Genomic DNA, 25792 nt, shown 5'->3' on the forward strand with positions numbered 1-25792 from the left:
CATGCGCGGGGTCCGATGTCACACGGGTTTCAGTCGGCCGGATTCTCGGCGTGCGTGAGGGTCTCCCAGGAGACGAAGAGGTCGTCGCTGCCGGCCGGGCGGGTGGACTCGGCGAGCTTGTGCGCGGCGGGCACCTTCACGCCGAGCCGGTTCTCCAGGTGGTTCACGGCGACCTCCACGTCGGGGCCCATGTTCCGGTCGACCTTCCCGCCGCACAGCCAGGCGGGCGCGGGCTCGCCGAGCTGGTAGCGGGAGTGGAACTCCAGGGCCGCCTTGAGCCGGTCCTTGACGCCGTCGTAGAGGTCGACGCCCTGGTGCCAGGCGGTCTCGGCGATGTGCGCGGTCGCCGCCAGCGAGTAGCCGACGTGCTTGAAGTTGCGGCAGGTCTCCTGGGCGAGGCCGTCGTGGAAGGTCGTCTGCTTGAACCAGTACGTCGTCAGCTTCTGCGGGGTGGTGAGCTTCGAACCCACCGGGGTGAGCGGAACCTTGCCGTCCTTGGCAAGGTAGAAGTACGCGGGGACGCGGTCCTGGAAGCGTTTGACGGCCGCGTCGAAGGCCTTGTGGTCGTCGAGGAAGACCGCGATGCCGATCGCCGCGTCCGTCATCGCGAGGTCCCAGTTGCCGTTGTAGTCCGGCAGGTTCTTGGTGACCTCCGGCTCGTAGGCCGTACGCAGCATCGTCCCGAAGCGCTTGACCCGGTCGGCCGGCCAGCCCGCGCCGGGCGCGTACCGGACGATCTCCGCGGCCCGCGCCCACGTCGAACCCGCCCACGCGGTCTGCAGGCCCGCGTCGTCGGAGGTGTGCTCCTTCATCTTCGCCGACCAGCCGTCCATGATCTCCCGCGCCTTCAGCGCGTGGTGCTGCTTGCCGGTGATGCTGAAGAGAAGGGCCTGCGTGTACGCCGCGATCGCGTCCTCGCGCTCCTCGACACAGCCGTGGGCGGCCTTGCCGTTCCAGGGGCAGTCGACGTCGGCGTACGGCTTCGGCGCGTACTTGTACGAGCCGTACTTGCTGTCCCGCATTCCGAAGTACGCCTTCAGCCAGGGCTGTTTTCCGGCGGCCACGTTCTTGCGTACGGCGTCCAGCTGGGGCTTGCTGACGAGGATTCCGGGGTGGGTGAAGGCGGCGTCCGCGGGGAGCGCCCTTGCCATGGTCCGGGTACCGGTGTCCGTCGTTCCGCACGCGGCGAGTAGTCCTACGGCCACGGATGCGCCCAGCAGCGCGGCTGCCCTCATGTGTCTTACCTCCGCCTTTGGTCACCGGTTCCTTGCGAGCGTGACGCGGGGCGGGGTGGGGCGCAGGATCTGTTGGGCCGATTGGTCGTGGTGGGGGCGGGCGTCCTTCTGGGGGCTCCGCCCCCAGACCCCCGATCGGCCCTGAAGGGGCCTCGTCCTCAAACGCCGGACGGGCTGAGTGGTGCCGGCCTGCGTTGAGAGGTGGCCGGAAGGCTGATCGATGCCGGCCCTGGTCGAATGGCTCAGCTCAGCAGGTGGCTGTTCGGGGCCTTTGCTTGTTCCTCGTGTTCCGGGAGTACGACCACGGTCACCCCCTGCGCGGCCAGTGCGCCGGTTCCGTCCGCGCTCTCGACGAACGTGTCCGGCTCGCGCCACGCGGTGACCACGCGGCGGACGCCCGCTTCGAGGATGAGTCGGGCGCAGGGCTTGGGGCGGGAGGCTCGGTGGGTGCAGGGTTCGAGGCTGGTGTAGACGGTGGCCGTGGGGAGGCGCGGGTCCTTCGGGTCCAGCTTGGCCAGGGCCGCTTCCTCCGCGTGGACCACCGGGTCGCCCGCCTCCCGGGAGTGGCCCCGGGAGAGTTCCGTGCCGTCCTCCGCGACCACGACCGCGCCGACGCTGAACGCCGTCTCCGAGGGCGGGCAGTCCGCCGCCAGGTCGCAGGCGAGGGCGAGCCAGTGGTGGTCGGCGGCGGAGGGGAGGGCGTCGGTGCCGGGGGCGGTGGGTTCGTAGCGCATGAGTACGACGTCTTCGATGGGACGGGTCTCCAGGAGGCGGAGGCGGCCGGGCTGGTACGTGCCCGGGCCGAAGAGGCGGGGCGCCTTCTCGTCGCCGACGAACAATGGGGACAGGACCAGGTGGAGTTCGTCGGCCAGGCCCTGTTGGAGGAGTTGGGTGTGGATGGTGCCGCCGCCCTCGACCATCAGGCGGTCAACTCCCCTTGCCGTGTGCAGGTGTTCGAGGAGCGTGCGCCAGCCGAGGTGCGGGCCCAGGGAGACGATGTCCGCCGCCAGGCCCAGTTCGCGGGCTCGTTCCGCGCCCTTGTCCGTCGTGTAGACGAGCTTCTCGCCGCCCGTGTGCCAGAAGTTGGCCGCCGGGTCCAGTTCGCCGGACGCGGTGACCGTGACCTTGAGGGGGTACTCCGGCTTGCCCTCGGCCGCCCGACTCGCCCTGCGCTGCGGGGAGTTGACGAGGAGGCGGGGATTGTCCGCGCGGATCGTGCCGGCGCCGATGAGGATCGCGTCCACCGACGCCCGGACCTCGTCCACCCGGTCGAAGTCGGCCGGGCTGGAGAGGAGCAGGCGGTCGGGGCCGGTGTCGTCGAGGTACCCGTCGAGGGAGACGGCGGCCGACAGGAGGACGTAGGGGACGTACGGGTGGGGCATCGACGCGCTCTCTCTCCGAGGCGGGCGGGGCGGTGAGGCCGAGTGGAACGGTGGGGCTTGGTTCAAGTTTGAAACAAAACTACACTGGGGGCATGACGACCCGCTGGCTCACCGCCGAGGAGCAGCGCGCCTGGCGCGCGTACATCGCCGCGACGCACCTCCTGGAGGACGCGATCGACCGGCAGCTCCAGCAGGACGCCGGCATGCCCCACCTGTACTACTCCATCCTCGCCAACCTCTCCGAGGTACCGGACCGGCGGCTGCGGATGACCGATCTCGCCGAGAAGTCGAAGATCACCCGGAGCCGGCTGACGTACGCCGTGACCCGGCTGGAGAAGGACGGCCTGGTACGGCGGGAGGGGTGTCCTTCCGACAAGCGCGGGAGCACCGCCGTCCTGACCGCCGAGGGCATGGCCGTGCTGGAGCGTACGGCGCCGGGTCATGTCGAGACCGTACGGGCCGCGATCTTCGACCACCTCACCCCGGAACAGGTGGGGCAGCTGGAGGAGATCAGCGCGGGGATCGCGCGGGCGCTGGAGGAGCCGGAGGACGTGCCGTGGCTGCGGCGCTCCACGCCCTCGTGTTCATAGGGCGGCCGGTGTCCGTACGGCGTTCGTGAGCCGTCCCACAATTCTGTTGCTTCAAATTTCAAGCATGAGGTAGTCTCCGTGATCGTGGATGTGTTTCAAAACTGAAGCACCTCACGACACGCATCCGCGTACCTGCCGCCGGACCACGGAGACCCGCATGCCCGACTTCCCCGCCGCCACCCCGCGTGCCCGCGTCCGGGTACCGCTGCGCTTCCAGGACGGCTACGGCGTCGACGCCGAACTCGTCACCTTCCACGGCCTGACCGACGGCCAGGAACACGTGGCCGTCGTCCTCGGTGACCCCGCGCCCGGCACCACCCCGCTGGTCCGCCTGCACTCCGAGTGCCTCACCGGCGATGTCTTCGGCTCCGCCCGCTGCGACTGCGGACCCCAGCTGCGCGAGGCCGTCGAGCGCATCGCCGAGCGCGGCGGCGTCCTGCTCTACCTGCGCCAGGAGGGCCGCGGCATAGGCCTCTACAACAAGCTCGACGCGTACGCCCTCCAGGACCAGGGCCTCGACACCTACGCCGCGAACACCGCGCTGGGCCTGCCCGAGGACGCCCGTGACTACACGGCCGCCGCGCAGATGCTCACCGCCCTCGGGATCACCTCCCTGGACCTGCTCTCCAACAACCCCGACAAGGCCGACCAGTTGCGCGGGCTCGGCATCGACGTGCACGACCGGGTGCCGACCGGTGTGTTCACCACGCCCCACAACGTCCGGTACCTCCGCGCCAAGGTCCTGCAGACCCAACACACGCTGCCGCTGGGGCAGTTGACCGAGCTGAACGCGGGCTGACCACGGGTTGCCGTACGGCGATGGTGTAGCGGGCTACACCATCCATTCGGGAGGGCACTCCCTCGTGCCTGGGGGCCGCCGCCGGAAGGCTTGAGACCACGATCACGAACTCGATCGGGACCTGTAGCCGGATCTCGATCCGGATCTGTTTCTCGACCGACCGCCGACGTGGAGGCCTTCCCCAGCCATGGCAACTCTCCTTTATCGCTTGGGCCGTGCGGCCTTCCGGTGGCGCTGGTGCGTCACCCTGTTGTGGGTGGCGGTCCTCGGCGCCGTCGGTTTCGCGGCCACCAAGGCGCCCGCCGCCCCGGACGACGGCTTCACGATGCCCGGCATCGAGTCGCAGCGCGCCTTCGACCTGCTGGAACAGCGCTTCCCCGGCACCGCGGCGGACGGCGCGAGCGCGCGGATCGTCTTCGTCGCCCCGAGCGGCGAGAAGGTCACCGCCACCGACAACAGGGCCGCGATCGAGAAGCTGGTCACGGAGGCGGCCGACGGTTCCCAAGTCGCCTCCGCCACCGACCCGTTCACCGCGCGGGCGGTGAGCGAGGACGCGACGACGGCGTACTCCACCGTCGCATTCGAAGTGAAGGCCGACGACCTCACCGGCGCAGCCAAGACCCATCTGGAACGGGCCATCGACACCGCCCGGGACGCGGGCCTGACCGTCGAGGTCGGCGGCGACGCCCTCGCCACCCAGCCCGCCGCGGGCGGCAGCGCGGAGGCGATCGGCATCGCGATAGCCGCCGTGGTGCTGCTGATCACCTTCGGTTCGCTGGCGGCGGCCGGGCTGCCCCTGCTCACCGCGATCCTCGGCGTCGGCATCAGCATGTCCGCGATCCTCGCCCTGGGCAGCGCCCTCGGCCTCTCCGAGACCACCGGCACGCTCGCCACGATGCTCGGCCTGGCCTGCGGTATCGACTACGCGCTCTTCGTCGTCTCCCGCTACCGGGAGGAACGGGAGAAGGGCCACGCGCCCCGCGAAGCGGCCGGGCTGGCGGCCGGTACGGCGGGTTCGGCCGTGGTGTTCGCCGGTCTGACCGTGGTCATCGCCCTGGCCGGGCTGTCCGTGGTCGGTATCCCGATGCTGACGAAGATGGGCCTGGCGGCGGCCGGTGCGGTCCTGCTGGCGGTGCTGATCTGCCTGACCCTCGTCCCGGCCGTCCTCGGCTTCTGGCCGGACGCCGTGCTCTCCCGGCGGGAGCGGAAGAAGAAGGCCAAGAGGGCGGGCGGCGAGAACGGCGGCAGCCGTTGGGCCCGGCTCGTGGTCCGCCGCCCGGTCCCGGTCCTGCTGCTCGGCGTCGTGGGCCTCGGCGCGATGGCGCTGCCCGCCCTCGACCTCCAGCTCGGCATGCCCGGCGACGAGGCCAAGTCCACCGCCACCACCGAACGCCGCGCCTACGACGACCTCGCGCAGGGGTTCGGCCCCGGCTTCAACGGCCCCCTGACCATCGTCGTGGACGCGAAGAAGGCCGGCGACGCGAAGAGCGCCGTGGCGACCGTCTCGAAGGAGATCGCGGCCACGGACGGGGTCGTCTCGGTCTCACCCGTCCGCTTCAACTCCGCAGGCGACACAGCGGTGTTCAGCGCGACCCCCGCCACCAGCCCCACCGACGAGAAGACCAAGCAGCTCGTCCAGACGATCCGTGACGAGCGGGCCGGCATCGAGTCCGGCACGGCGGGCGCGAGCTTCGAGGTCACCGGCACCACCGCGCTGAACATCGACGTGGCGCAGAAGGTGCAGAACGCGCTGATCCCCTACCTGGCACTGGTGGTCGGCCTGGCGATCGTCCTGCTGCTCCTCGTCTTCCGCTCGCTCCTCGTCCCCCTGAAGGCGGCCCTCGGCTTCCTGCTCTCGGTCCTCGCGGCGCTCGGCGCGGTCGTCGCGGTCTTCCAACAAGGCCACTTGGCAAGCCTGTTGGGCGTCGACCAGACCGGCCCGATCATGAGCCTGATGCCGATCTTCCTGGTGGGCATCGTCTTCGGACTGGCCATGGACTACGAGGTGTTCCTCGTCTCCCGGATGCGCGAGGCGTACGTCCACGGGGACGGCCCCGGCGCGGCGATCGTCTCCGGGTTCCGGCACAGCGCCCGGGTGGTGGTGGCCGCCGCGCTGATCATGATGGCGGTGTTCTCGGGCTTCATCGGCGCGGGCGCCTCGATGATCAAGATGATCGGCTTCGGGCTGGCCATAGCGGTCCTCTTCGACGCGTTCGTCGTCCGCATGGCGATCGTGCCGGCCGTCCTCTCCCTGCTGGGCAACAAGGCCTGGTACCTGCCGAGTTGGCTCGACCGGATCCTGCCCCGCATGGACGTCGAGGGCGAGGCCCTGACCCGCAGGGTCCCGGCACCGGTGCCCGACGCCCCCGTCCAGCTCACCCCGGTTCCTTAGGGGCCCCCAGTCCGGGGCCGCCGAGAGCGGTGGCGGCCCCGTGGCGCCCGGATCCCGTGGGGACGGGGACCGGCGCAGGTCCGCGGGCCCGGCGACGGGGCACTCCCCCCGCCTGTCGCCGGGCCCGCGGACGTCCACAACCCACAATCCAGAGAGGGCACATGATGAAAACCTCCGTGCAGGCCGGGGTGGCCGGACTCCTCGCCTGCGGCACCCTGCTCACGGTCGTCCTGGTCACCCGCGACAGCGACGACACCCACACCGGCATCGCCTACTCGGCCCCGGCGAAGGGCCCGTACGTGGCGCTCGGCGACTCCTACACCGCGGGCCCCGGGATCACCGACCCCACCGGCACCCCGGCGGGCTGCGACCGCTCCGCCGGCAACTACCCGGCCCTCGTCGCCGCCGAACTCGGCCTGAAGGGACGGGACTTCCACGACGTGAGCTGCAGCGGCGCCACGACCACCGACCTCACCTCCGCCCAGAAAACGGCGGACGGCACCAACTCCCCCCAGCTCAGGGCCCTTTCGTCCGACACCCGGCTGGTCACCCTCGGCATCGGCGGCAACGACATCGGCTTCAGCTCGATGATCGAACGGTGCGTGGCGATGGGCGCGCTCTACCGACTGACCGGCAGCGGCGAGTACCTCGCCGAGAACGCCCCCTGCGCACGCGCCTACGTCAACGGCGACTCGGACGAGGTGCGCACGAAGATCGCCACGGCGGCCGACCGCCTCACCCGCGTACTCACCGAGGTGAAGCGCCGCGCCCCCGAGGCCCGGGTCTACGTCGTCTCGTACCCGGCGATCCTGCCGTCCGACGGCGCCGACTGCGGCCGGGAGATGTCCCTCGCACCCGGCGATGTGACCTTCCTCCGCGAGAAGGAGCAACAACTCAACTCCATGCTGCGCCAACGGGCTTCGGACGCCAAGGTCACCTACGTCGACACGTACGCCCCCTCCGCCGGCCACGACGCCTGCACGACGAAGGACACCCGCTGGATCGAACCCCTCACCCCGGAGAACCCGGCGGCACCGGTGCACCCGAACGCGCGGGGTGAGCGGGGCATGGCGGACGCGGTCCTGCGCGCGGTCAAGTCGGCTCTGTAGCGGGCGGATTGGGGGCTGTGCCTGTCAACCCCGTGCCACGCAACCTATGTTCCACCCCTGGGAACTGTGAGTGACGACCGCAGGCTAGGCGGTCCCCGACCTCCCGCAACAGCATGAGGCGACCCGTCCTCAAGCCACCGGGAGACACCGTGGACCCACGAGACACGCCCCGCCTGGACCGCCGCGACTTCCTCGCCGGTACGGCGGCCGTGGCGACCGCCACCACCCTGCTCGGCACGCTGGACACCGGCACGGCGGCGGCCACCTCCCGCAACTCCCCGAGCCACCCGGTGAGAACCCAGTCCGGCCTGGTCACGGGTACCCCCGCCGCCCTCCCCGGCATCACCGTCTACAAGGGCATCCCCTACGCCGCCTCCACCGCGGGCCCCAACCGCTGGCGCGCCCCGCAACCCCCCGCTTCCTGGCGAGGCGTCCGCAAGGCCGACACCTGGGGCCCGGCCTGCCCCCAGCCGGTCACCGGCATCGCGGCCGACAAGGTCCCCCCACTCAGCGAGGACTGCCTCAACCTCAACATCTGGACAGGGGCCGGGAGTTCGACCCGCTCCCGTGACCTCCGCCCGGTCTTCGTCTGGATCTACGGCGGCCGCAACAGCGCCATGTGGGCCTCGCAGCCGGTGTACGACGGGGCGAACCTCGCGGCCAAGGGCGCGGTCGTGGTGACGTACAACCACCGGGTCGGCGCCTTCGGCAACCTCGCGCATCCGGCGCTGAGTTCGGAAGGCGGGCACGGTGGTTCAGGGAATTGGGGGGTGCGGGACACGGTGGCCGCGCTGCAGTGGATCCGCCGCAACATCGCCGCGTTCGGGGGCGATCCGGAGCGGGTCACCCTGGCGGGCTGGTCGCACGGCTCGTCGTTCGTGAACATCCTGATGATCTCGAAGCTCGCGCGGGGCCTGTTCCACCGGGCGCTGCTGTCGGCGGGCGTGCAGTACACCAAGGACCCCGCGCTCGGCCATGTGGCGGGCGGTTACTCCCCGTTGGCGGCTGCGGAGGCCAACGGCACGGCGTTCGCGACGTACATGGGCGCGTCCACGCTGACGGAGCTGCGCGCCCTGACGGCCGACGAGATCGTGACCAAGGTGTACGCGCCGGACGCCCCGGCGGCGGGCACGGACTTCGGCAACGTACTCGACGGCTATGTCCTCCCGAAGTCCTACACCGCCGCGATGAAGTCCCGTACGGAGTACGACATCCCGGTCCTCACCGGCAACAACAAGGACGAGAACGGCGCGTCGCCGACCCTGACGATGACGGTCGCGGCGTACCAGGCGTTCGCGGCGACGACGTTCGGCGACCGGGCGGCCGACTTCCTCGCCCTCTACCCCGCGACCACGGACACGGAGGCGGCGACGCAGTACAACAACTACGCCAGGGACGAGGAGCGGGTCTCGACGTTCCTTTGGGGCACGCAATTCCGCGCGACCGCCGCCAACCGCAGCCCCGTCTACACCTACTGGTGGACCCATGTCCCCCCGGGCCACGACACCACCAACCCCATCGAACCGGCGGACGGTGTGGGCGCGTACCACGGCGCCGAGAAGTACTACTTCTTCGGCAACCTGTACGGCACGGACCGCCCCTGGACCTCGGCGGACCACGCGATAGCCGACCGCACGTCGTCGTACGTCGCGAACTTCGTCGCCACCGGCAACCCGAACGGCCACGGCCTGCCGCCCTGGCCGGAGTTGCGCACCACGAAGCCGCAGTCGATGGAACTGGGCGACCACTTCGCACCGCTGGCGGCGGCGGACAGCCCGGCCAAGTACGCGTTCCTGAAGGGCTACTTGGAGTCGCAGACGACGGAGTACTGAACCTGTGGGTGGGAGTGGTCGGCGGCTGGGAGTGGTCGGTGGCGGCCGGTCACTCCCACCCGTACAGCCGCACCTGCGGTTCGACCCCGTCGAGGTACTGGCGGAGAGCCACCCTGTTCCCCCTGACGAACTCCTCGGGCACGGCGTCGACTTGGACCCAGCGGACCTGGGCGTGCTTGAGGGGTTCGCGGTTCTCGGCCTCGCCGGTCCACTTGTCGGTGGCGAAGACGAGGGTGAGATACCCGCTGGGCGCCTCGGTCCCGTGGGCGGCGTGGACGACATGCACGACCTTCAGCGACCCCGCCTCCACGACGACGCCGGTCTCCTCGTACAGCTCCCGCACGGCGGTCTCGGTGACGGGCTCGCCGGGTTCGGTCTTGCCGACGGGAAGATCCCACATCCCCTGCCCGAACTTGGCGTACTCGCCTCGCTGAAGGAGCAGGACCCGGCCGGTGGCCTTGTCGTGAACGATGACGGCGGCGACGAGCAGAGTCATGGGGAAGAGGAAACCACGGCCTCGGCGACGACGCCGACCCAGCGGGTGTCCGGATGGAGCCCCCGACAAGGCGGCACAAGAATCTGCACGGCGACGATAAAAATCGACGCTGTGTAGACTTTGGGGTGAGGGAGAGCGATCAGGCACCCTCCGACTCCCGGCTGGAGGAACGATGCAGGAACAGAAGTGGCTCATCACCGGTGTCAGCACGGGCCTCGGACGTGCCTTCGCCCAGGCGGCCCTCGCCGCAGGGCACACCGTCGTCGGCACGGTCCGTTCGGAGAAGGACCTGCGGGCCTTCGAAGAGCTCGGCCCCGGGCACGCCCACGGCCGCATCCTGGACGTGACGGACGGCGAGGCCGTCTCCGACGTGATCGCCGAGGTGGAGCAGAACGTCGGCGCCCTGGACGTCGTCATCGCCAACGCGGGGTACGGCCTGGAGGGCACCTTCGAGGAGACCCCGCTGGCGGAGGTGCGGCGGCAGTTCGAGGTGAACGTGCTCGGGACGGTGGCCACCCTGCAGGCGGCGCTGCCCCCCATGCGCAGGCGGCGCCGCGGACACCTGATGGCCGTCACCTCCATGGGCGGGCTGATGGCCGTGCCCGGTCTGTCCGCCTACTGCGGCAGCAAGTTCGCGCTGGAAGGCATCCTCGAGGCGCTGGGCAGGGAGGTCGCGCAGTTCGGGATCCACGTGACGGCGATCGAGCCCGGCTCCTTCCGCACCGACTGGGCCGGACGGTCCATGATCCGCACCCCGCAGTCCATCGACGACTACGACGAGCTGTTCGCCCCGATCCGCGAGGCACGGCAGAAGGCGAGCGGGAACCAACTGGGCAACCCGGCCAAGGCCGGTGAAGCCGTCGTACACATCACCTCGCTGGACCGACCGCCGGCCCACCTGGTCCTGGGCTCGGACGCGCTGCGGCTGATCACCGCCGCGCGCACGGCCGTGGACGAGGACATCCGCACATGGGAGACGCTCTCGCGTACGACCGACTTCGCCGAGGGTGCTCAGCTCTGATGCCCGGCCACCACCCCGCGCGCAGCCGACGCACCACCGAGCGCAAGGGCGATGTCCGGGAGCGGGCCATCCTGGACACCTGCGAAGCCCTGCTCGCGCAGAAGGGCTACGACGCCATGACCGTCGGCGACATCGCCGAGGGCGCCGGCATCACCCGTGGCGCCCTGTACTTCTACTTCGGCTCCAAGCAGGAAGTGGTCACGGCGCTCGTGGCCCGGACCGTCGAGCACCTGTGGGAGCGGTCCCGGGCCACCGCGCAGGCCGACGATCCGCGCCAGGCCGTCGCGGCGGCCATGCGCCGCACGGTCGAGCTGTGGAACGAGCACGGCCTCGTCATGCGCACGGCGATCGACCTCTCCCTGACCGTGCCGGAGATCGGTGCCCTGTGGAGCCGTACGGCCGACCTGTTCAGCTCGGCCATCACCGCCGTCCTGGAACGAGCCGGCATTCCGGCCGGTCCCGGACCCGAACAGGCACCGGCGCTGGCGCGCGCCCTGTGCTGGATGATCGAGCGGACCTTCTACCACGCCTCGCAGGAGTCCGGCACGGACCTGCACAAGGCATCCGCGACCTGCGAACACATCTGGCTGACCACCGCCGGCCTGACCACCTGACCCGCCGACGCGGCCGGTCGAGCGCGGGATGTGCCGCGCTGACCGGCCTCGGCGTCGTGCCGTGTCCTCCGTCAGACCTTCCGCCAGCGGGCGTTGGCCCAGGAGAAGACGCCGAAGGCGATGAGGCCGATCGCTATCACCGTCAGCAGCCAGGGGCCGGCCGGGGTGTCGGCGAAGGTCCGCAGGGTGTCGTCCATGCCCTTGGCCTTGCCGGGCTTGTGCTGGACGGCCGCCGCGATCGCGAAGCCTCCCGCGGTGGCGAAGACGATGCCGCGGGCCGTGCCGCCGAACACGCCCAGGAACGTGACCACTTGACGTGTCTTCGGGGACATCTCCGTCATCTTGAGGTGCTTCTCGAACTTGCGCATGACGGCCCGTGCGGCGATCCACAGGCCGGCCGCGGTCACGGCGGCACCGACGATGCCGACGATCCACTGACCGCCGGGCCAGTCCAGCGCCTTCGCCGTGACGTCCTGCGAGTTCTTGTCGGAGCTGCCGCTGCCGCTGCCCTTGTCCCCGGCCGCGTAGGAGAGCACGGAGTACGACACGAAGCCGTAGAAGACGCAACGGCCCGCCGCCATCGCCCTCTTGCCGGGCTTGTCGCCGTCGGGGCCGGCCTGTCCGAAGGCGGCCTCGGACAGCCGCCACAGGGACATGCCGGCCAGGGCTATCCCCAGCAGCCACAACAGGACCGTGCCGAAGGGCTTTTGGGCGATCTCCGCGATCGCGCCGCCTCGGTCGGCCTGTTCACCCCCGCCGAAGAAGGCGATCCGCACGGAGAGGACGCCGATCAGTACGTAGATGACCCCGCGGGCGACGAAGCCCGCGCGGGCCGCCGCCGCGACCGCCTTGCTGTTCGCCGCACGACGGGCCTGTCCCTGTCCGCGTGCCGTTGCCGATCCAGTAGCCATGTCGTTCCGAATGCCCTCGAAGTACGAGGGCATCCGGGTTTTGTCCTCGGTTCGATGTACAAGGAGGTGCAGCCATGGCAAACACGCAGAACGTAGCCGCCGCAGACGCCGTATCCGTCGTCCCCGCCGTATCCGTCAGGACGGCGGGGAGCGTCAGGTCCGAGCGGTCCGACGGCGCGGAGGGCGTCGACGGCATCCTCGACGAACGGGCCCGGCGCACCAGACGCCGACTGGAACGGCTCATAGGAATCGCGGCCACGGAAGGCAACGCGCTGCTCCCCCTGCGCAACGGGGACGAGATCTTCGGCGCCATGCTGGGCCGGATCCGTTCCGCCCGGCACACCGTGGACATGATGACGTTCGTGTACTGGAAGGGGGAGATCGCCCGGCAGTTCGCCGACGCGCTCGCGGAGCGGGCACGCGACGGCGTGCGGGTACGGCTGCTGCTGGACGGCTTCGGGAGCCGGCTCATCGAGAAGGCGCAGCTGGAGGCGATGGAGCGGGCCGGCGTGCAGGTGGCCTGGTTCCGCAAGCCGCTGTACCTCTCCCCGCTGAAGCAGAACCACCGCTGTCACCGCAAGGTCCTCGTCGTCGACGAGGAGACCGCCTTCACCGGCGGCGTCGGCATCGCCGAGGAGTGGTGCGGCGACGCGCGCGGCCCGGAGGAATGGCGTGACACCCATGTGCAGGTGACCGGGCCCGCCGTGGACGGGCTGGCCGCCGCCTTCGCCCAGAACTGGGCCGAGTGCCACGACGAACTCTTCGACGACCGCGACCGGTTCGGCGACCACACCCCGCGGGGCGAGTCCGTGGTGCAGGTGGTGCGGGGCTCGGCCAGTTTCGGCTGGCAGGACATGCAGACCCTGTTCCGCGTGATGATCGAGACGGCCGAGGAGAGGATCCGGCTGGCCACCGCCTACTTCGCGCCGGACGCCTTCTTCATCGAGCTGCTGTGCGCCGCCGCCCGCCGGGGGGTCGAGGTGGAGATCCTGCTGCCGGGCCCGTACACCGACAAGAGGGTCTGCCAACTCGCGGGCCAGCACTACTACGAGGAGCTCACCGCCTGCGGGGTGAAGATCTTCCAGTACCAGCCGACCATGCTCCACACCAAGGTCGTCACCGTCGACCGGGCCACGGCCCTCATCGGCTCGACGAACTTCAACCGCCGCTCCCTGGACCACGACGAGGAGGTCATGCTCGCCGTGCTGGACCCCGCGTTCACCGCGACGCTGGACGGCCACTTCACGGAGGACCTGAAGCGCAGCGAACGCATCAGCACCGGACGGTGGAAGCGCCGCGCCCTGCTCCAGCGCGCCAAGGAGACGGCCGTCCTGCCGATCCGACGCTTCCTCTGACCTGCCGACGGGGGGACGGCCCTCGGCCCACGCCGACGGGTCAGTCCTCCGCCGCGCGCTGCGACTTGGCGGCCTTGCGGTGTTCCTCGTTGATACGCCGGGCCTCTTCGAGCTGGTCCTCGAGGATGATGATGCGGCAGGCGGCCTCGATGGGGGTTCCGCGGTCGACGAGTTCCCGGGCGCGGGCGGCGATGCGCAGCTGGTAGCGGGAGTAGCGGCGGTGGCCGCCGGCGGAGCGGAGCGGGGTGATCAGGCGGGCTTCGCCGAGAGCGCGGAGGAAGCCCTGCGTGGTGCCGAGCAGTTCGGCGGCTCCGCCCATCGTGTAAGCGGGGTAGTCGTCGTCGTCGATACGGCCGAACGAGTCGTCTGCTGTCATTTGCACCTCTCTGTGGAACGCGTCGAGGGGCCTTGGTGCCGAACGGCACCAAGGCCCCGAAGGAACTGCTACACCATCTGCCGGCCCTGTCGAGGCACCGGCCTTCTGTTTCCGCCGCCCTGACCTGAATCGTGTCGGGGCTGCTGGGATCGCGGTTGCTTGACCGGAGACCACCTCACTATCGATGTCCTGCGGTACCCGGGTTCAAGATGTCGGCCCGGGCGATCCTGATGGCGCTCGCTCCTCCGTTCTTCCCTCTGGGATCAACTGCTTGCAAGTCGGTACTGCGGTACTGCGGTCCTGCTGGTGGCGGCCCCTGATCACCGCGGGCCACCCGGTACGGTCGCCAGCCGCGTCGCCGTCCTGCAACCGCTCTGGCTTCGCGACTCCACCACCGCACCGTCCTGCGAACTGCACGTGCGTGTACTGCTCCACCTGGCAGTTCGTGTCTGCCAGGCCTTGCTGTCTCTCTGGGCTACGAGAGAACCATAACCACGCCCACGCTCCAATGTCTACTCTGACAAACGCAGATTTCCGCGTGTTCGACAGAGAGGCAATCGGCGTCGAACGGGGGTCGCGCGTCGAGAACGGCTACAGCGCCTGGTTAACGGCCACGGGCCGGGGAACGAGACACGGCAGGCAGAACCGGACATAGACGATCCACAGACCGGGGAGACCTGATGAACACCATGAGCCTCGACGTGGCGCCCGCCCGCTCCGCGACCTCCATCGCCAGTGCGCGCGACAGCGCCCGGGACTTCCTCGAAGGTCTCGTGCGTCCGCTCGCGGCCGAGGGCGCCGACACCGTGGTCCTGGTCGTCTCCGAGCTGGTCACCAACGCCCTGCGGCACGGCGGCGGCAGCTGCACCCTGGAGCTGACCGCGCACCAGGACAGCATCGAGGTGACCGTGCACGACGACAGCCCGAAGGTGCCGCTCATGCGCACCCCCGACCTGAACGGCGGTACGGGAGGCTTCGGCTGGCCCATGGTCAACCGCCTCGCCGACACCACCTCGGTGACCCGCCGGGCGACGGGCGGCAAGACGGTGAGCGCCTTCCTCGCCCGCTGAGGCCGACGGCCGGACGCGGCGGGTGACGCCGACGGCCGGACGCGGACGGGTCGGACGCGGCGAGTGACGCCGGCGCCGGGAAACGGCGCGGGTCGCGGAAGCCGGCCCGTCACCGCCGCCCCGGGGCGTCACCTCCGCCCCGCGCAGCGCGGGCCCCGGACAGCACGAAGTCCCGGCAACCAACAGGTTGCCGGGACTTCGTGCTGTGGAGGGGCGCCCTACTTGGGCTTGATGGCGTCCTTGGCCTTCTCCTTGGCCGCGCGGAGGTCGCCCTTGGTCTCCTCGGCGCGACCCTCGGCCTTGAGGGACTCATTGCCCACCGCTCCGCCGACGACCTTCTTGACCTTGCCCTCGGCCTGCTCGGTCTTGGCCTGCGCCTTCTCGTTCGCGGTCACAACCACTCACCCCTGCCTGTCTCGAAATAGGTTCGTCCCCCGTCTCACCGCATATCCCACCTTCAAACCGGAAGATCACCGCACGGACTCCCGGCGGTTCCGAGCCACTCCGAAAACACAGAAAATCCGCAGGAGTGAAGATCGCTCCACAGGGCAAGCGGATGATCGGAGGTTGATAACTATGGTTCCTATTCTTCTTGTTCTTCTGCTCGCCCTGATCCTCTTCGGTGCCGGTTTCGCACTCAAGGCACTGTGGTGGATCGCCGTCATCGTGCTGGTCGTTTGGGTCCTGGGCTTCGTGATCCGCCCCACGGCGAGCGGAGGCAAGCGCGGCCGCTGGTACCGCTGGTAGGCCGGCCGCACCGGCGGCAGGCCGACTTTCCCTCCCACCACATTCCCTCCCGATGTGAATGTGTGGGACCGGCAGACCGGGGCATGCGGATTTCTGAAGTCACGCGGAGACGTCACCGAATTCGACGGCACCCGCAGGACTTCGCGGTTCGAATGCGGGAGCAATAAACAATCTCGACGAGCTCGACGAGGGAGCGGTTCTCCATGAGTGACACCATCTGGGGCTACCAGCCGACCATCGGTCACGCCACGGGCACCGACCTGATCGGTTACACGGTCGAGGCCCTCGACGGCAGCATCGGCAAGGTCGACAAGCACTCGGACGACGTCGCCGCCGCGTACCTCGTCGTCGACACCGGCGTATGGATCTTCGGCCAGCACGTCCTGCTGCCCGCCGGAACGGTGAACTCGGTCGACCACGAGGAACAGAAGATCTACGTCGGCCTCACGCGGGACCAGATCAGGGAGTCCCCGGAGTTCGACAAGGACCAGCACATCGGCGACGCCGCCTACCACCAGCAGGTCGCCGAGTACTACCAGACCCAGCGCTGCGTCTGACGTAAAGCACCAGCCCACATGCGGGGCCGGCCGGAGACACTCCGGCCGGCCCCGCATTCGTCGTCCCCGGTCCAGGAGGGGAGGCCGGGGCCTGACACGGGCGGGCGGACGATCCGGCGTACCGTTGTCTACGACAGCCGACGGACCGATCTGAAATCACTTGGTATGCATTCCGCGAACCCGGGTAGGCCGATCATTGTCGGTAGACAAGGAACCGGCGGCACGGGGGCTGGATCTACAAGGGAGGGGCCTGACATGACGGTGACGAAGACGGCAGACGCACAGACCCGGGTGCTGCCGGAGATCGCGGACCCTTCGCAGGTCGCGCCCAAGGACGCACGTCAGCTGACCAGGCTGTTCCTCGACCAGCTCGCCGTTCTTGAAGAGGGCACGCCCGAGTACCAGTACGCGCGCAACACCCTCATCGAGATGAACGTCACCCTCGTCCGGTACGCGGCCTCGCGGTTCCGCAGCCGCAGCCAGGACGAGATGGAGGACATCGTCCAGGTCGGCACGATCGGGCTGATCAAGGCCATCGACCGGTTCGAGCTCTCCCGTGAGGTCGAGTTCACCTCCTTCGCGATCCCGTACATCACGGGCGAGATCAAGCGCTTCTTCCGTGACACCTCCTGGGCCGTGCACGTGCCGCGCCGTCTCCAGGAAGCCCGCGTCCAGCTCGCCAAGGCCAACGAGGAGCTCCGCAGCCGGCTCGGCCGTATGCCCACCGTCAAGGAACTCTCCCAGCTGATGTGCCTCAGCGAGGAAGAGGTCAACGAGGCGCGTCTCGCCTCCAACGGCTACAACTCCGCCTCCCTGGACGCCGCCATCAGCTCCAGCGACGACGGCGAAGCCGCGCTGGCCGACTTCATCGGCCTGGACGACAACGCCCTGGAACTCGTCGAGGACTTCAACGCCCTGGCCCCCCTGATCGCCGAGCTCGACGACCGTGAGCGGCGCATCATCCACATGCGCTTCGTCGACGAGCTCACCCAGGCCCAGATCGGCGAGCACCTCGGTGTCTCCCAGATGCACGTCTCCCGCCTGCTCAACCGCACCCTCAGCAAGCTGCGCACGGGCATGCTCACCAACAACTGAGCACCCCGCACACCGCCGTCGGCCGCCTCCACCGTGTATCCGGTGAGGGGCGGCCCGTCGTTTCACGGGGTGCCGGACACCAGTCCGACCCGGTAGGCGAGGACGACCGCCTGGACCCGGTCGCGCAGGGCGAGCTTGGCCAGGATCCGCGAGACATACGTCTTGACCGTCTCGGGGGTGATGTACAGCGCCGCCGCTATCTCCGCGTTCGACAGCCCCTCGGCCAGCTGCCGGAGCACCTCCAGTTCACGGGGCGTCAGCGCGCTCACGACGTCCTCTCTGCCCGGCCGGGACGACTCGGCCGGGCGCAGGTGCTCGGCGTAGTGGCCGATGAGGTGGCGGGTGACGGCGGGTGCCAGGAGTGCCTCTCCCCGGGCGACGGTCCGGATGCCGTTCACCAGCTCCGCGGGCGGCGCGTCCTTGAGGAGGAACCCGCTGGCTCCGGCGCGCAACGCGTCGTAGACATGGGCGTCGACGTTGAACGTGGTGACGACCAGCACCTTCGGCGGTTCCCCGGTGCCGGGGGCGGCCAGTCGGCGGGTCGCCTCGATGCCGTCGAGGAGGGGCATCCGGATGTCCATCACGACCACGTCGGGGCGGAGCCGTCGCGCGGCCTCCACCGCCGCGTGGCCGTTCTCCGCCTCGCCGACGACCTCCATGTCGGGCTGGGCCGAGAAGATGGTGGCGTAGCCGGTCCGCACCAGTTCCTGGTCGTCGCAGACGAGCACGCGGATCGGTGGCGGCGCTTCGCTCACGTGGTCACTCCTGAACGGGCTGTGGCTGTGGCTGTGGCTGGGACGGAATCGTGGCACGGACCTCGAACCCGCCCTCGGGCCGGGGTCCTGCCTCCAGTTCGCCGTCGAGCATCCGCACGCGGACACGCAGCCCGGCCAGGCCCCGTCCGCCTGCCGGGCCCGGCTCGCGGGTGGCCGGCACGGCCGCCGGTGAGGTGGCGGGGAGGGGGCCGTCGGTGGTCACCCCGATCTCGACGCGCTCCTCGCCGTGCCGGACCACGACCCGAGTCGGCTGCCCTGTCGCGTACTTCATCGCGTTGGTGAGCGCCTCCTGCACCACCCGGTACGCGGCCAGCTCCACGTCCACGCTCCGGGGCCGCCGCTCGCCCCGCTCGCTGAACTCCACCGGCTGACCCGACCTGCGGGCCTGCTCGACGAGGTCGCCCACCCGGCCGAGAGCGGGCCCCCGGCTCCCGTGCGAGGAGCCCTCACGGCCGGGCACGTCGGTCAGGGACCCGGTGGTCGCGGACTCGCCGGTCGCCTCCAACACCCCGAGCAGATAACGGAGTTCCGTCAGGGCCCGGCGGCCGGTGTCGCTGACGGAGGCCATTCCCGTGGTCGCGCGTTCCGGTGCGGACGCGATCAGGAACTGTGCCGCGTCCGCCTGCACCACCATGGCCGTCACATGGTGGGTGACCACGTCGTGCAACTCCCGGGCGATCCGGGCCCGTTCGGCGGCCGTGGCCAACTCGGCTGCCAGGCGCCGCCGTTCGGCCTCTTCGGCGCGCCGCCTGCGCACACCGCTCCCGACCAGGCGGACCGCGGCCAGCGCCAGATAGAAGGCGAGGTAGGCCATCGCGTCCTGCGGGGAGCCGAGCCGGTGCAGGACGACCGCCAGCACCACGTACCCCGCGGTCGCCACGCCCGCCAGACCCAGGCGGAAGCGGACCTGGTGGGCTCCGGCCGAATACAGCGCCAGATACAGCCCCATGCTGCCGAACGTCGTCGCGAATCCCATCGCCTGGTGCACGGCGAACGCGGCGGCCACGGCGACCAGACAGCCCGCGGGCCTTCGGCGGCGGGCCGCCAGCGGCAGGGTCTGGGCCAGGACCAGTGCGAGGCCGAGCGCGTTCGCCGGCCGCTCGGGCAGATCGCCGATCTGCGCCCCGATGGCCGACAGCGTCGGCACGAAGGCCAGCAGGGTGAGCAGCAGGGCGAGGACACCGTCCTTGAGGAAGGCGTCCTGCTCCTTCCACCGCTCCAGCGGCACCCGCAACCACGGTGTCCGCAACAGGCCCTGAGGGAACATCACTTGCCTCTTCCTCCGATCAGCCGGTGTGCCGTACGACGGTGAGCCTCAGCGCCGTACGAGACGGCGGGGCCGCAGACCGCCGCTCCGGGCGGCGAGGACGAACATCCGGACGGCGAGCAGCACACCGAGGAGGACGGGCACGATCGATGCCTCCAGACCGAAGGTGCCGCCGCTGAGCAGGGCGGAGCCGTGGGTGTCGACCGTGAACAGGCCCTTGGGGGTGTGTCCGGAGACCGGGATGCCGAGCAGCTGCTCGGCGAGGTTCCAGGTGAAGTGCAGCCCCGCGACGAACCAGATGCTACGCCGCCACAGGAACGCGGCGCCGAGCATCACACCGGCCTCCAGGGCGATGGCGAGCGCGCTCCAGGCACTGGCTCCCGGCGCGGCCAGGTGGGCGGCGCCGAAGAACAGCCCGGTGACCACGATGGCGGCGCGGCTGCCCCAGCGCTGTTCCAGGGCCTGGAGGGCGAGGCCGCGGAACATCAGTTCCTCGGTGACCGCGGCGCCTGCCTGCACCATCGCGGCGGAGCAGACGACGGTGAAGAAGCCGTTGCCGGCCCAGGAGAACGAGTAGCCCCCGAACACCGTGATCAGGAGGGCCGAGACCAGGACGAAGCCCAGGCCGAGCGCACCGCCGTACAACGCCTCCCGGCCCGCGCCCTGCCGGGCGATCTCCGGGGTGGCGCGGCCCGCGAGCCGGCGCATCACCACCCAGTACACGGCGACCGCCGCGACCGCGCCCAGCGCCGGGACCGGACCGGGGCCGGTCGCGGTCAGCGCCGAGACCAGGCCGACACCCACCAGACCGGTCAGCATCCAGCCGAGCGGAGCGCGGACGATCCGGCCGAGACGGCCACCCCGGCCACCGCCGTCCTCGTCCGGGCGGGTTCCTGCGTCCTCGTGTGCGGCGGACGGCGTGCTCATCGTGACCTCCCTGCGGCAACGGTCACTCCGACGGCGACCGATCTGACGACCACGCTAGAAATCCGCCGGATTCCGCGAATCACCCGCGCAGGGACGGCCCGGGTAGCTCTCACGGGGGATGCGCCCACGCCTGCCGGCCGCTTCGGTGGGCCGGACACAGCGGTGCCCCGGCCGTCCGAGGACGACCGGGGCACCGGACAACGTCAGGTCAGGAACCTCCGGAGAGGGAAGACCCCGTAGACCCTGTGGGACTCGAACCCACAACCAATGGATTAAAAGTCCACTGCTCTGCCAATTGAGCTAAGGGTCCCCGCGATGTTGCCTCCCCGAGCATAGCGGGAGGTGGCCGTGTCTCCGATCGGGTATCGGGGACACGGCCGCGCCGGACGGCAAAACAGGGACCGGACAGGGGACCGACTGGTCCGGAGTGTTGTGGAGTGTTACGGATCGACCGGTTCGGGCGCCCCCGCCCGCGCCGCTTCCCGCGCCTTCGTGCGGGCGTGTTCCGGGTTCAGGAACCAGTGCCGGGCCGAGGCCTTCCACCAGGCCGCCGCGAAGCCGAGGACGACCAGGACCGCGACCGGCGCGTAGTTGAAGGACTCCCAGGTGACCGGGGACACCTGCGGCAGCATGAACAGCACGGTGATCACGATCACCCACACCACCGACACCGTGCCGATCAGCTTCGACCACCGGCCCAGGTGCCACGGCCCCCGCTGGAACGCCTCCCCCTTCCCCAGCCGCAGCAGGGTCGGGATGACGTACGCGATGTAGAGGCCGATCACCGCGATCGACGTCACCGCCGCGTACGCCGTCACGTTGATCAGGTACGGCAGGCCCAGCACCAGCGCGCCCGCCGCCGCCAGCCACACCGCCGCCACCGGTGTCCTCGTGCGCGGGCTCACCGTGTGCCAGACGTTCGAGAACGGGAGCGCGCCGTCGCGTGAAAAGGCGTAGATCATGCGGCTGTTGGCCGTCACCGACGCCATGCCGCAGAAAAGCTGCGCGCCGATCACCACCAGGAGCAGCAGCTTCCCGGCGGTCGCTCCCAGCGCGTCGAGGAGGATCTGTGCCGGCGGTGCGCCCGTCGGCGAGCCCAACTCCTTGTCGTACGACTGGATCGCGTACGTGAAGCCCAGCAGGAGGACGAAGCCCGCGATCCACGACGTCCAGATGGAGCGGACGATGCCCTTGGGGCCCGCCGTCGACGCGTCGTGGGTCTCCTCCGTCATGTGGGCGGAGGCGTCGTAGCCGGTGAAGGTGTACTGCGCCATCAGGAGGCCCAGCAGGACGACGTACACCCCGCTGCCCCAGCCGGTGTTGTTGACGAACTTCGTGAAGACGAACGTCGTCGACTGGTGGTGGTCGGGGACGAAGGTGAGCGCGCCCACGATCACGGCGACGCCCAGCACGTGCCACCACACGCTCACGTTGTTGAGGAGGGCGACGATCTTCACGCCGAAGGTGTTCAGCAGGCCGTGGAGGATCAGGATCGCCGCGAAGAGGAGGACCGTACGGCCCGGTGTCACCTCGAAGTCGAACTGCAGGTTCAGGTACGCGCCCAGGAACGACGCCGCCCCGAAGTCGATGCCGGCGGTCACGGCGACCTGGCCGAGGACGTTGAACCAGCCCGTGAACCACGCCCAGGCCGCCGCCGTGCGCGGAGGCGCCAGACGGTGGGCCCAGAAGTACAGGCCCGCCGACGTCGGGTAGGCCGAGCAGATCTCGGCCATCGACAGGCCGACGAACAGCGTCATCAGGCCTACGGCCACCCAGCCCCAGGTGATCACGGCCGGGCCGCCCGTGTTCATGCCGAACAGATACAGCGTGAGGCAGCCCGACAGGACCGAGATGATCGTGAAGGAGACCGCGTAGTTGGAGAACGCCGACATGCGGCGGGCGAGAACCTGCGTATAGCCGAGCTGGGCAAGCCGTTCCTCGTCGGAGAGACCGGGAGCATCTCCCTTTGACAGCCCACTCGCTATGGCGTCATCTGTCATGCCCCCAGCGATTCCCTCGCCGGGGGCGTGACATGCGCCACTTAAGGAATCGATAAGGACTCGATGTGGCTAGAAAATGCCCTTGTAGCCCTGCCATCCGGTCGCGATCTTCACCCGCGCCCCGAACGACCCCTTCCCATCACCGCTGTTGCGGTACAGCACCCCGGCCGAGTCCCGCTCGACCAGGTCCGCCTTCCCGTCCCCGGTGATGTCCCCGACCCCGACCACCGTGTCGTACGACCCGCCCCACGCGGTGAACAGTTTCGCCCGGGCCCCGAAGGTGCCCCTGCCGGTTCCGTAGTAGCGGTACAGCGTGTTCGCCTTGTCCTGGGCGATCAGGTCGCCGACGCCGTCGCCGTTGATGTCACCGACGCCGACGACCTTCTTGTACGTCTTCCAGTCGGCGTACAGCTTCACGCGGGCGGACAGCGTGCCCGTGCCGGTGCCCTTGTAGAGGTAGACGTCCCCGGTGGAGGCGTTCCGTGCGATCAGGTCCGGACGGCCGTCGCCGCTGATGTCTCCGGGGGCGGTCAGCACGTCGTACTGGTTCCAGCCGCTGGTGCCGAGCGAGGTGTACGCCGTCGACGTCTTCAGCGTGCCGTCGCAGGTCGGCTTGTACGCCCGCAGCGCCCCGGTTCTCAGCCGGACCAGGACGTCGTTGCAGCGGTCCCCGCTCAGGTCGCCGATCGACACCACCTTGTCGGCCGTCGTCCAGCCGGTGCTGCCGCCGGCCGAGGAGAAGAACGTGCCCTTGCCCGAGCCCTGCCGGAAGGCCAGCGTGCCCGAGGAGCTGAGGGTGGCCAGGTCGCCGACGGCGTCGCCGCCGCCGATGTGGTCGTGGCGGGCCGGCGCGGCGTCGAGCAGCCGGACCGTGCCGCTCGCCGTCACCGGGGCCCCGACCCCGTCGCCCGGTACGACGGACAGCGTCCAGTCGTACGACCCGTTCGTCAGGAACGCCCCCTTGGCGTCCGTCCCGGACCAGCCCACCTTCACCTCGCCGCGCGTCTCACCGCCGGTCCGCGTGTCCACGACCTTGCCGGTGGCCCGGCTGCGCACGGTCAGCTGCCAGCCCGCGGCCGGCTTCGACAGCAGCAAGGTGGTGAGGGTGGACGGTGTCGTGTCGGTCTCCCGCGCGATGAGCGTGGACGCCGAGTCGACCGGGGCGAGCAGCCGCAGCGGCTGCAGGGCCACGCCGGTCGGTACGAGGTGTACGCGCTCCTGGTCGTCGACGTAGGCCACGTTCCCGGTCGACTTGTCGACCGTCCAGCGCACCTCGCGCTGGGAGACCCCGGTGTCGGACAGCGCGCCGATCACCCGGCTCACGGGTGTGCCGTCGGCGACCGTCGTGAGGACCAGCTGCCCGGCCTGCCTGTCGTGCGTGACGACGAATCCGTCGCCCAACTCCGCGTCACCGGAGGGGACTTGGACGGACTTCTTCGCCGTACGGTCGTAGACGCCCGCCGTGCCGTCAGCGCAACCCCAGTACAGCCACCGGCCATTGGCCCGCAGTTCGGTGGGCGCGCAGCCGGCATCGATGGTGAGGGTCTCGGTGGTCTTCTTCGTGGTGAGGTTGTACGCCGTGAGCGTGCCGGGGACGGTGCCCGGCGTCCACAGGGTGTCGCCGGAGAGGGCGGCGGCACCGGGGGTACGGGTGAGCGCCGGGGTGCCGTCGTCGCCGATCCGGTAGACGGTCTGTGCGGTCGTCGTGGTGTGGATCAGGTACCGGCCGGAGACGTCGGTGATCCGGCCGCCGGCCGGCACCGGATGCTCCCAGTAGTCGTACGGGCCGGACCCGCTGACGGTGAGACGGTCGTATCCCGCCGAGAACTTCGACAGCCAGACCGCACGGTCGTCGTCCGTGCCGTACAGCTGCGAGCAGCCGATCTCCGTGCCCGGGCAGTCGCCCACGAGCAGATCGGTCCCGTCGTACGAGGACCGCGCACCGAACGTGGGCGTACCGGTCGCGGCGACGGTCCGTACGTAGTCGTCGCGAACTCCGCCCCAGCTGCTGTCCGCGACGGCCAACCGCCCCTGCTCCAGGGCGATTCCCTGGATCCTGTACGGCGGTTTCGGCAGCGGCTTGACGAGGGTGACGGTCGGCCTGCCGTCGGGGCCGGCCTGGATGTGCTGGACGCCCCAGTCGTCGGCGCCGGTGCGGCCGATGACGATGGCGGCGCCGTCGGGGCCGACGGAGACACCGCTGTTCGAGGCCGCGATCAGGGTGACCGGGGCACCACCCGCGATCGGCAGAGCCGTCAGACGCGAACCGATGCCGGGACGGTGGACGATCCAGTCACCGACCACGGAGAGACCGACGGACCGGCCGTCGCCGGAACTGTCCGTGTCCAGGGTGACCTCGACCGGGGCGGCCGACAGATCGGCACGGGAGAACACGAGTGCCGTGGTGCTGTTGGAGCCGCGGTATGCCACGAGACGCTCGGGCGAGATCTTGCTCAGCGTGTACCCGGTCGGCACAGCGGGCGTCGAGTCCGCGACCCGGCCGGTCTCCGGATCGACGTCGAGGAAGTGGTAGCCGTCGTCCGAGTAGGCGAGGAAGACCAGCCCGGCGGCATCCCCGTTGCGCGGGGCCGCGAGCGTCATGCCCTCGGGCACACCCTCGACGGTCACGTCACGTGTGGTCCCGTCGGGGCCCGGGGTCAAAAGGTGCTTGACCTTGGTGACGGTCCCGTCCTCGGCCGTGACGTCCTGGTTGGCGACGGCCGTGCCGCCGTAGACGCCGTACAGGGTCTGGCCCGCGGGAACCTGAAGGGTGGTGGTCGTGCCGTCGACCGCGTCCCACAGGTCGACCCGGCCGTCGCTGTGGCGGAAGGAGAGAACGTCGCCGCCCGTCCCCCGGGTGATCACGTCGATAGGAACCGACGGCGCGTCGAAGGACCGGCCGTCCGAGAAACGCGTCCACACCAGCCCGGCGTGGCCCTCCAGACGGTGGAAGACGCCCTTGGTACCCGCCGCGTCGGCCCCCTGGGTGTCCGCGTTGAAGAGCGAGGCCGTCGTGTACGTGCTGCGCACCGTGGCCGGTACGACCGTCTCCTGGGCGGCACCCACCGCGAACGCGGGCGCCGGCAGCAACGGCCCCAGGCCGGCGGCGAGCACGGCCGAGGTGGCGACGGCGACGAAAGCATGGCGAGCCAAGAGGTCCTCCCCCGGAGAAGAGAGGGATGCGTGGCGTGCCTGCCGCCCCCGGCCCCCAGCCGTCACATCCCCCACATAAGTCGGCTGA

At 70.2% G+C, this 25792-nt stretch carries 23 protein-coding genes and 1 tRNA gene; 12 read left to right on the forward strand and 12 right to left on the reverse strand.

Annotated features, from left to right (window positions below):
- Positions 1-29: 29 nt before the first annotated feature.
- Both OHT77_RS21840 and OHT77_RS21845 read right to left on the reverse strand, forming a co-directional pair.
- Positions 30-1235 (reverse strand): alginate lyase family protein, encoded by a 1206-nt coding sequence (locus OHT77_RS21840; RefSeq protein WP_328830217.1) that lies wholly within the window; start codon positions 1233-1235, stop codon positions 30-32.
- 242 nt (positions 1236-1477) lie between these two features.
- Entirely contained in the window at positions 1478-2617 is a 1140-nt protein-coding gene (locus OHT77_RS21845; RefSeq protein ID WP_328830218.1) for a dihydrofolate reductase family protein, read from the reverse strand.
- Positions 2618-2709: 92 nt separating this feature from the next.
- Between OHT77_RS21845 and OHT77_RS21850 the strand changes: the two genes are divergently transcribed.
- From OHT77_RS21850 to OHT77_RS21870, 5 genes are all read left to right on the forward strand, one after another.
- Positions 2710-3207 (forward strand): MarR family winged helix-turn-helix transcriptional regulator, encoded by a 498-nt coding sequence (locus OHT77_RS21850; protein WP_328830219.1) that lies wholly within the window; start codon positions 2710-2712, stop codon positions 3205-3207.
- 157 nt (positions 3208-3364) lie between these two features.
- A complete protein-coding gene (locus OHT77_RS21855; protein WP_318017270.1) occupies positions 3365-4006 on the forward strand; it encodes a GTP cyclohydrolase II in 642 nt (213 codons plus the stop codon).
- 187 nt (positions 4007-4193) lie between these two features.
- Positions 4194-6398, forward strand: coding sequence for an MMPL family transporter (locus OHT77_RS21860; RefSeq protein WP_328830220.1), 2205 nt, complete (start codon positions 4194-4196; stop codon positions 6396-6398).
- Between the two features lie 161 nt (positions 6399-6559).
- A complete protein-coding gene (locus OHT77_RS21865; protein ID WP_328830221.1) occupies positions 6560-7507 on the forward strand; it encodes an SGNH/GDSL hydrolase family protein in 948 nt (315 codons plus the stop codon).
- Positions 7508-7656: 149 nt separating this feature from the next.
- The gene (locus OHT77_RS21870; RefSeq protein WP_328830222.1) at positions 7657-9339 is read left to right on the forward strand and encodes a carboxylesterase/lipase family protein; all 1683 of its coding nucleotides are present in this window, start codon (positions 7657-7659) and stop codon (positions 9337-9339) included.
- 49 nt (positions 9340-9388) lie between these two features.
- On the opposite strand, the gene OHT77_RS21875 is transcribed toward OHT77_RS21870, so the two are convergent.
- Complete coding sequence (locus OHT77_RS21875; RefSeq protein ID WP_328830223.1) at positions 9389-9835, reverse strand: NUDIX domain-containing protein; 447 nt, start codon at positions 9833-9835, stop codon at positions 9389-9391.
- Positions 9836-10007: 172 nt separating this feature from the next.
- Here OHT77_RS21875 and OHT77_RS21880 point away from each other — a divergent pair, with 172 nt between their 5' ends.
- Together OHT77_RS21880 and OHT77_RS21885 are read left to right on the forward strand one after the other, a co-directional pair.
- The gene (locus OHT77_RS21880) at positions 10008-10856 is read left to right on the forward strand and encodes an oxidoreductase (protein WP_328830224.1); all 849 of its coding nucleotides are present in this window, start codon (positions 10008-10010) and stop codon (positions 10854-10856) included.
- Positions 10856-11470 (forward strand): TetR/AcrR family transcriptional regulator, encoded by a 615-nt coding sequence (locus OHT77_RS21885; protein WP_328830225.1) that lies wholly within the window; start codon positions 10856-10858, stop codon positions 11468-11470. Before OHT77_RS21880 ends, OHT77_RS21885 begins: the two co-directional genes overlap by 1 nt.
- Positions 11471-11541: 71 nt before the next feature.
- On the opposite strand, the gene OHT77_RS21890 is transcribed toward OHT77_RS21885, so the two are convergent.
- Positions 11542-12381, reverse strand: coding sequence for a DUF1206 domain-containing protein (locus OHT77_RS21890; protein WP_328830226.1), 840 nt, complete (start codon positions 12379-12381; stop codon positions 11542-11544).
- Between the two features lie 74 nt (positions 12382-12455).
- Between OHT77_RS21890 and OHT77_RS21895 the strand changes: the two genes are divergently transcribed.
- Positions 12456-13736, forward strand: a complete 1281-nt coding sequence (locus OHT77_RS21895) for a phospholipase D-like domain-containing protein (protein ID WP_328830227.1) — start codon at positions 12456-12458, stop codon at positions 13734-13736.
- 40 nt (positions 13737-13776) lie between these two features.
- Here OHT77_RS21895 and OHT77_RS21900 read toward each other — a convergent pair whose 3' ends face one another.
- Positions 13777-14112 (reverse strand): MerR family transcriptional regulator, encoded by a 336-nt coding sequence (locus OHT77_RS21900; RefSeq protein WP_328830228.1) that lies wholly within the window; start codon positions 14110-14112, stop codon positions 13777-13779.
- 680 nt (positions 14113-14792) lie between these two features.
- Here OHT77_RS21900 and OHT77_RS21905 point away from each other — a divergent pair.
- Positions 14793-15182 carry an ATP-binding protein gene (locus OHT77_RS21905; protein ID WP_328830229.1) on the forward strand — a complete coding sequence of 130 codons (390 nt, stop codon included), beginning with the start codon at positions 14793-14795 and terminating at the stop codon, positions 15180-15182.
- Between the two features lie 218 nt (positions 15183-15400).
- Here the strand turns inward: OHT77_RS21905 and OHT77_RS21910 are convergent, their stop codons facing one another.
- Positions 15401-15577 carry a CsbD family protein gene (locus OHT77_RS21910; RefSeq protein WP_328830230.1) on the reverse strand — a complete coding sequence of 59 codons (177 nt, stop codon included), beginning with the start codon at positions 15575-15577 and terminating at the stop codon, positions 15401-15403.
- 181 nt (positions 15578-15758) lie between these two features.
- Between OHT77_RS21910 and OHT77_RS21915 the strand changes: the two genes are divergently transcribed.
- From OHT77_RS21915 to OHT77_RS21925, 3 genes are all read left to right on the forward strand, one after another.
- Complete coding sequence (locus OHT77_RS21915) at positions 15759-15929, forward strand: hydrophobic protein (protein ID WP_266770719.1); 171 nt, start codon at positions 15759-15761, stop codon at positions 15927-15929.
- Between the two features lie 203 nt (positions 15930-16132).
- Positions 16133-16486 carry a PRC-barrel domain containing protein gene (locus OHT77_RS21920; RefSeq protein WP_328830231.1) on the forward strand — a complete coding sequence of 118 codons (354 nt, stop codon included), beginning with the start codon at positions 16133-16135 and terminating at the stop codon, positions 16484-16486.
- A gap of 255 nt (positions 16487-16741) precedes the next feature.
- The gene (locus OHT77_RS21925; protein WP_328830232.1) at positions 16742-17581 is read left to right on the forward strand and encodes an RNA polymerase sigma factor SigF; all 840 of its coding nucleotides are present in this window, start codon (positions 16742-16744) and stop codon (positions 17579-17581) included.
- A gap of 62 nt (positions 17582-17643) precedes the next feature.
- Here OHT77_RS21925 and OHT77_RS21930 read toward each other — a convergent pair whose 3' ends face one another.
- The 6 genes from OHT77_RS21930 to OHT77_RS21955 all read right to left on the reverse strand — a co-directional run bounded on the left by OHT77_RS21930 (position 17644) and on the right by OHT77_RS21955 (position 25704).
- Positions 17644-18336, reverse strand: coding sequence for a response regulator transcription factor (locus OHT77_RS21930; RefSeq protein ID WP_328830233.1), 693 nt, complete (start codon positions 18334-18336; stop codon positions 17644-17646).
- Positions 18337-18340: 4 nt separating this feature from the next.
- Entirely contained in the window at positions 18341-19624 is a 1284-nt protein-coding gene (locus OHT77_RS21935) for a sensor histidine kinase (protein ID WP_328830234.1), read from the reverse strand.
- 48 nt (positions 19625-19672) lie between these two features.
- The gene (locus tag OHT77_RS21940; protein WP_328830235.1) at positions 19673-20551 is read right to left on the reverse strand and encodes a CPBP family intramembrane glutamic endopeptidase; all 879 of its coding nucleotides are present in this window, start codon (positions 20549-20551) and stop codon (positions 19673-19675) included.
- A 237-nt stretch (positions 20552-20788) separates the two neighbouring features.
- A tRNA-Lys gene (locus OHT77_RS21945) sits at positions 20789-20861 on the reverse strand.
- A 130-nt stretch (positions 20862-20991) separates the two neighbouring features.
- Entirely contained in the window at positions 20992-22551 is a 1560-nt protein-coding gene (locus OHT77_RS21950; protein WP_328830236.1) for an amino acid permease, read from the reverse strand.
- Positions 22552-22620: 69 nt separating this feature from the next.
- Complete coding sequence (locus OHT77_RS21955) at positions 22621-25704, reverse strand: FG-GAP repeat domain-containing protein (protein WP_328830237.1); 3084 nt, start codon at positions 25702-25704, stop codon at positions 22621-22623.
- Between the last annotated feature and the right edge of the window lie 88 nt (positions 25705-25792).

The organism is Streptomyces sp. NBC_00252 (assembly GCF_036187565.1).
GTDB lineage: Bacteria > Actinomycetota > Actinomycetes > Streptomycetales > Streptomycetaceae > Streptomyces.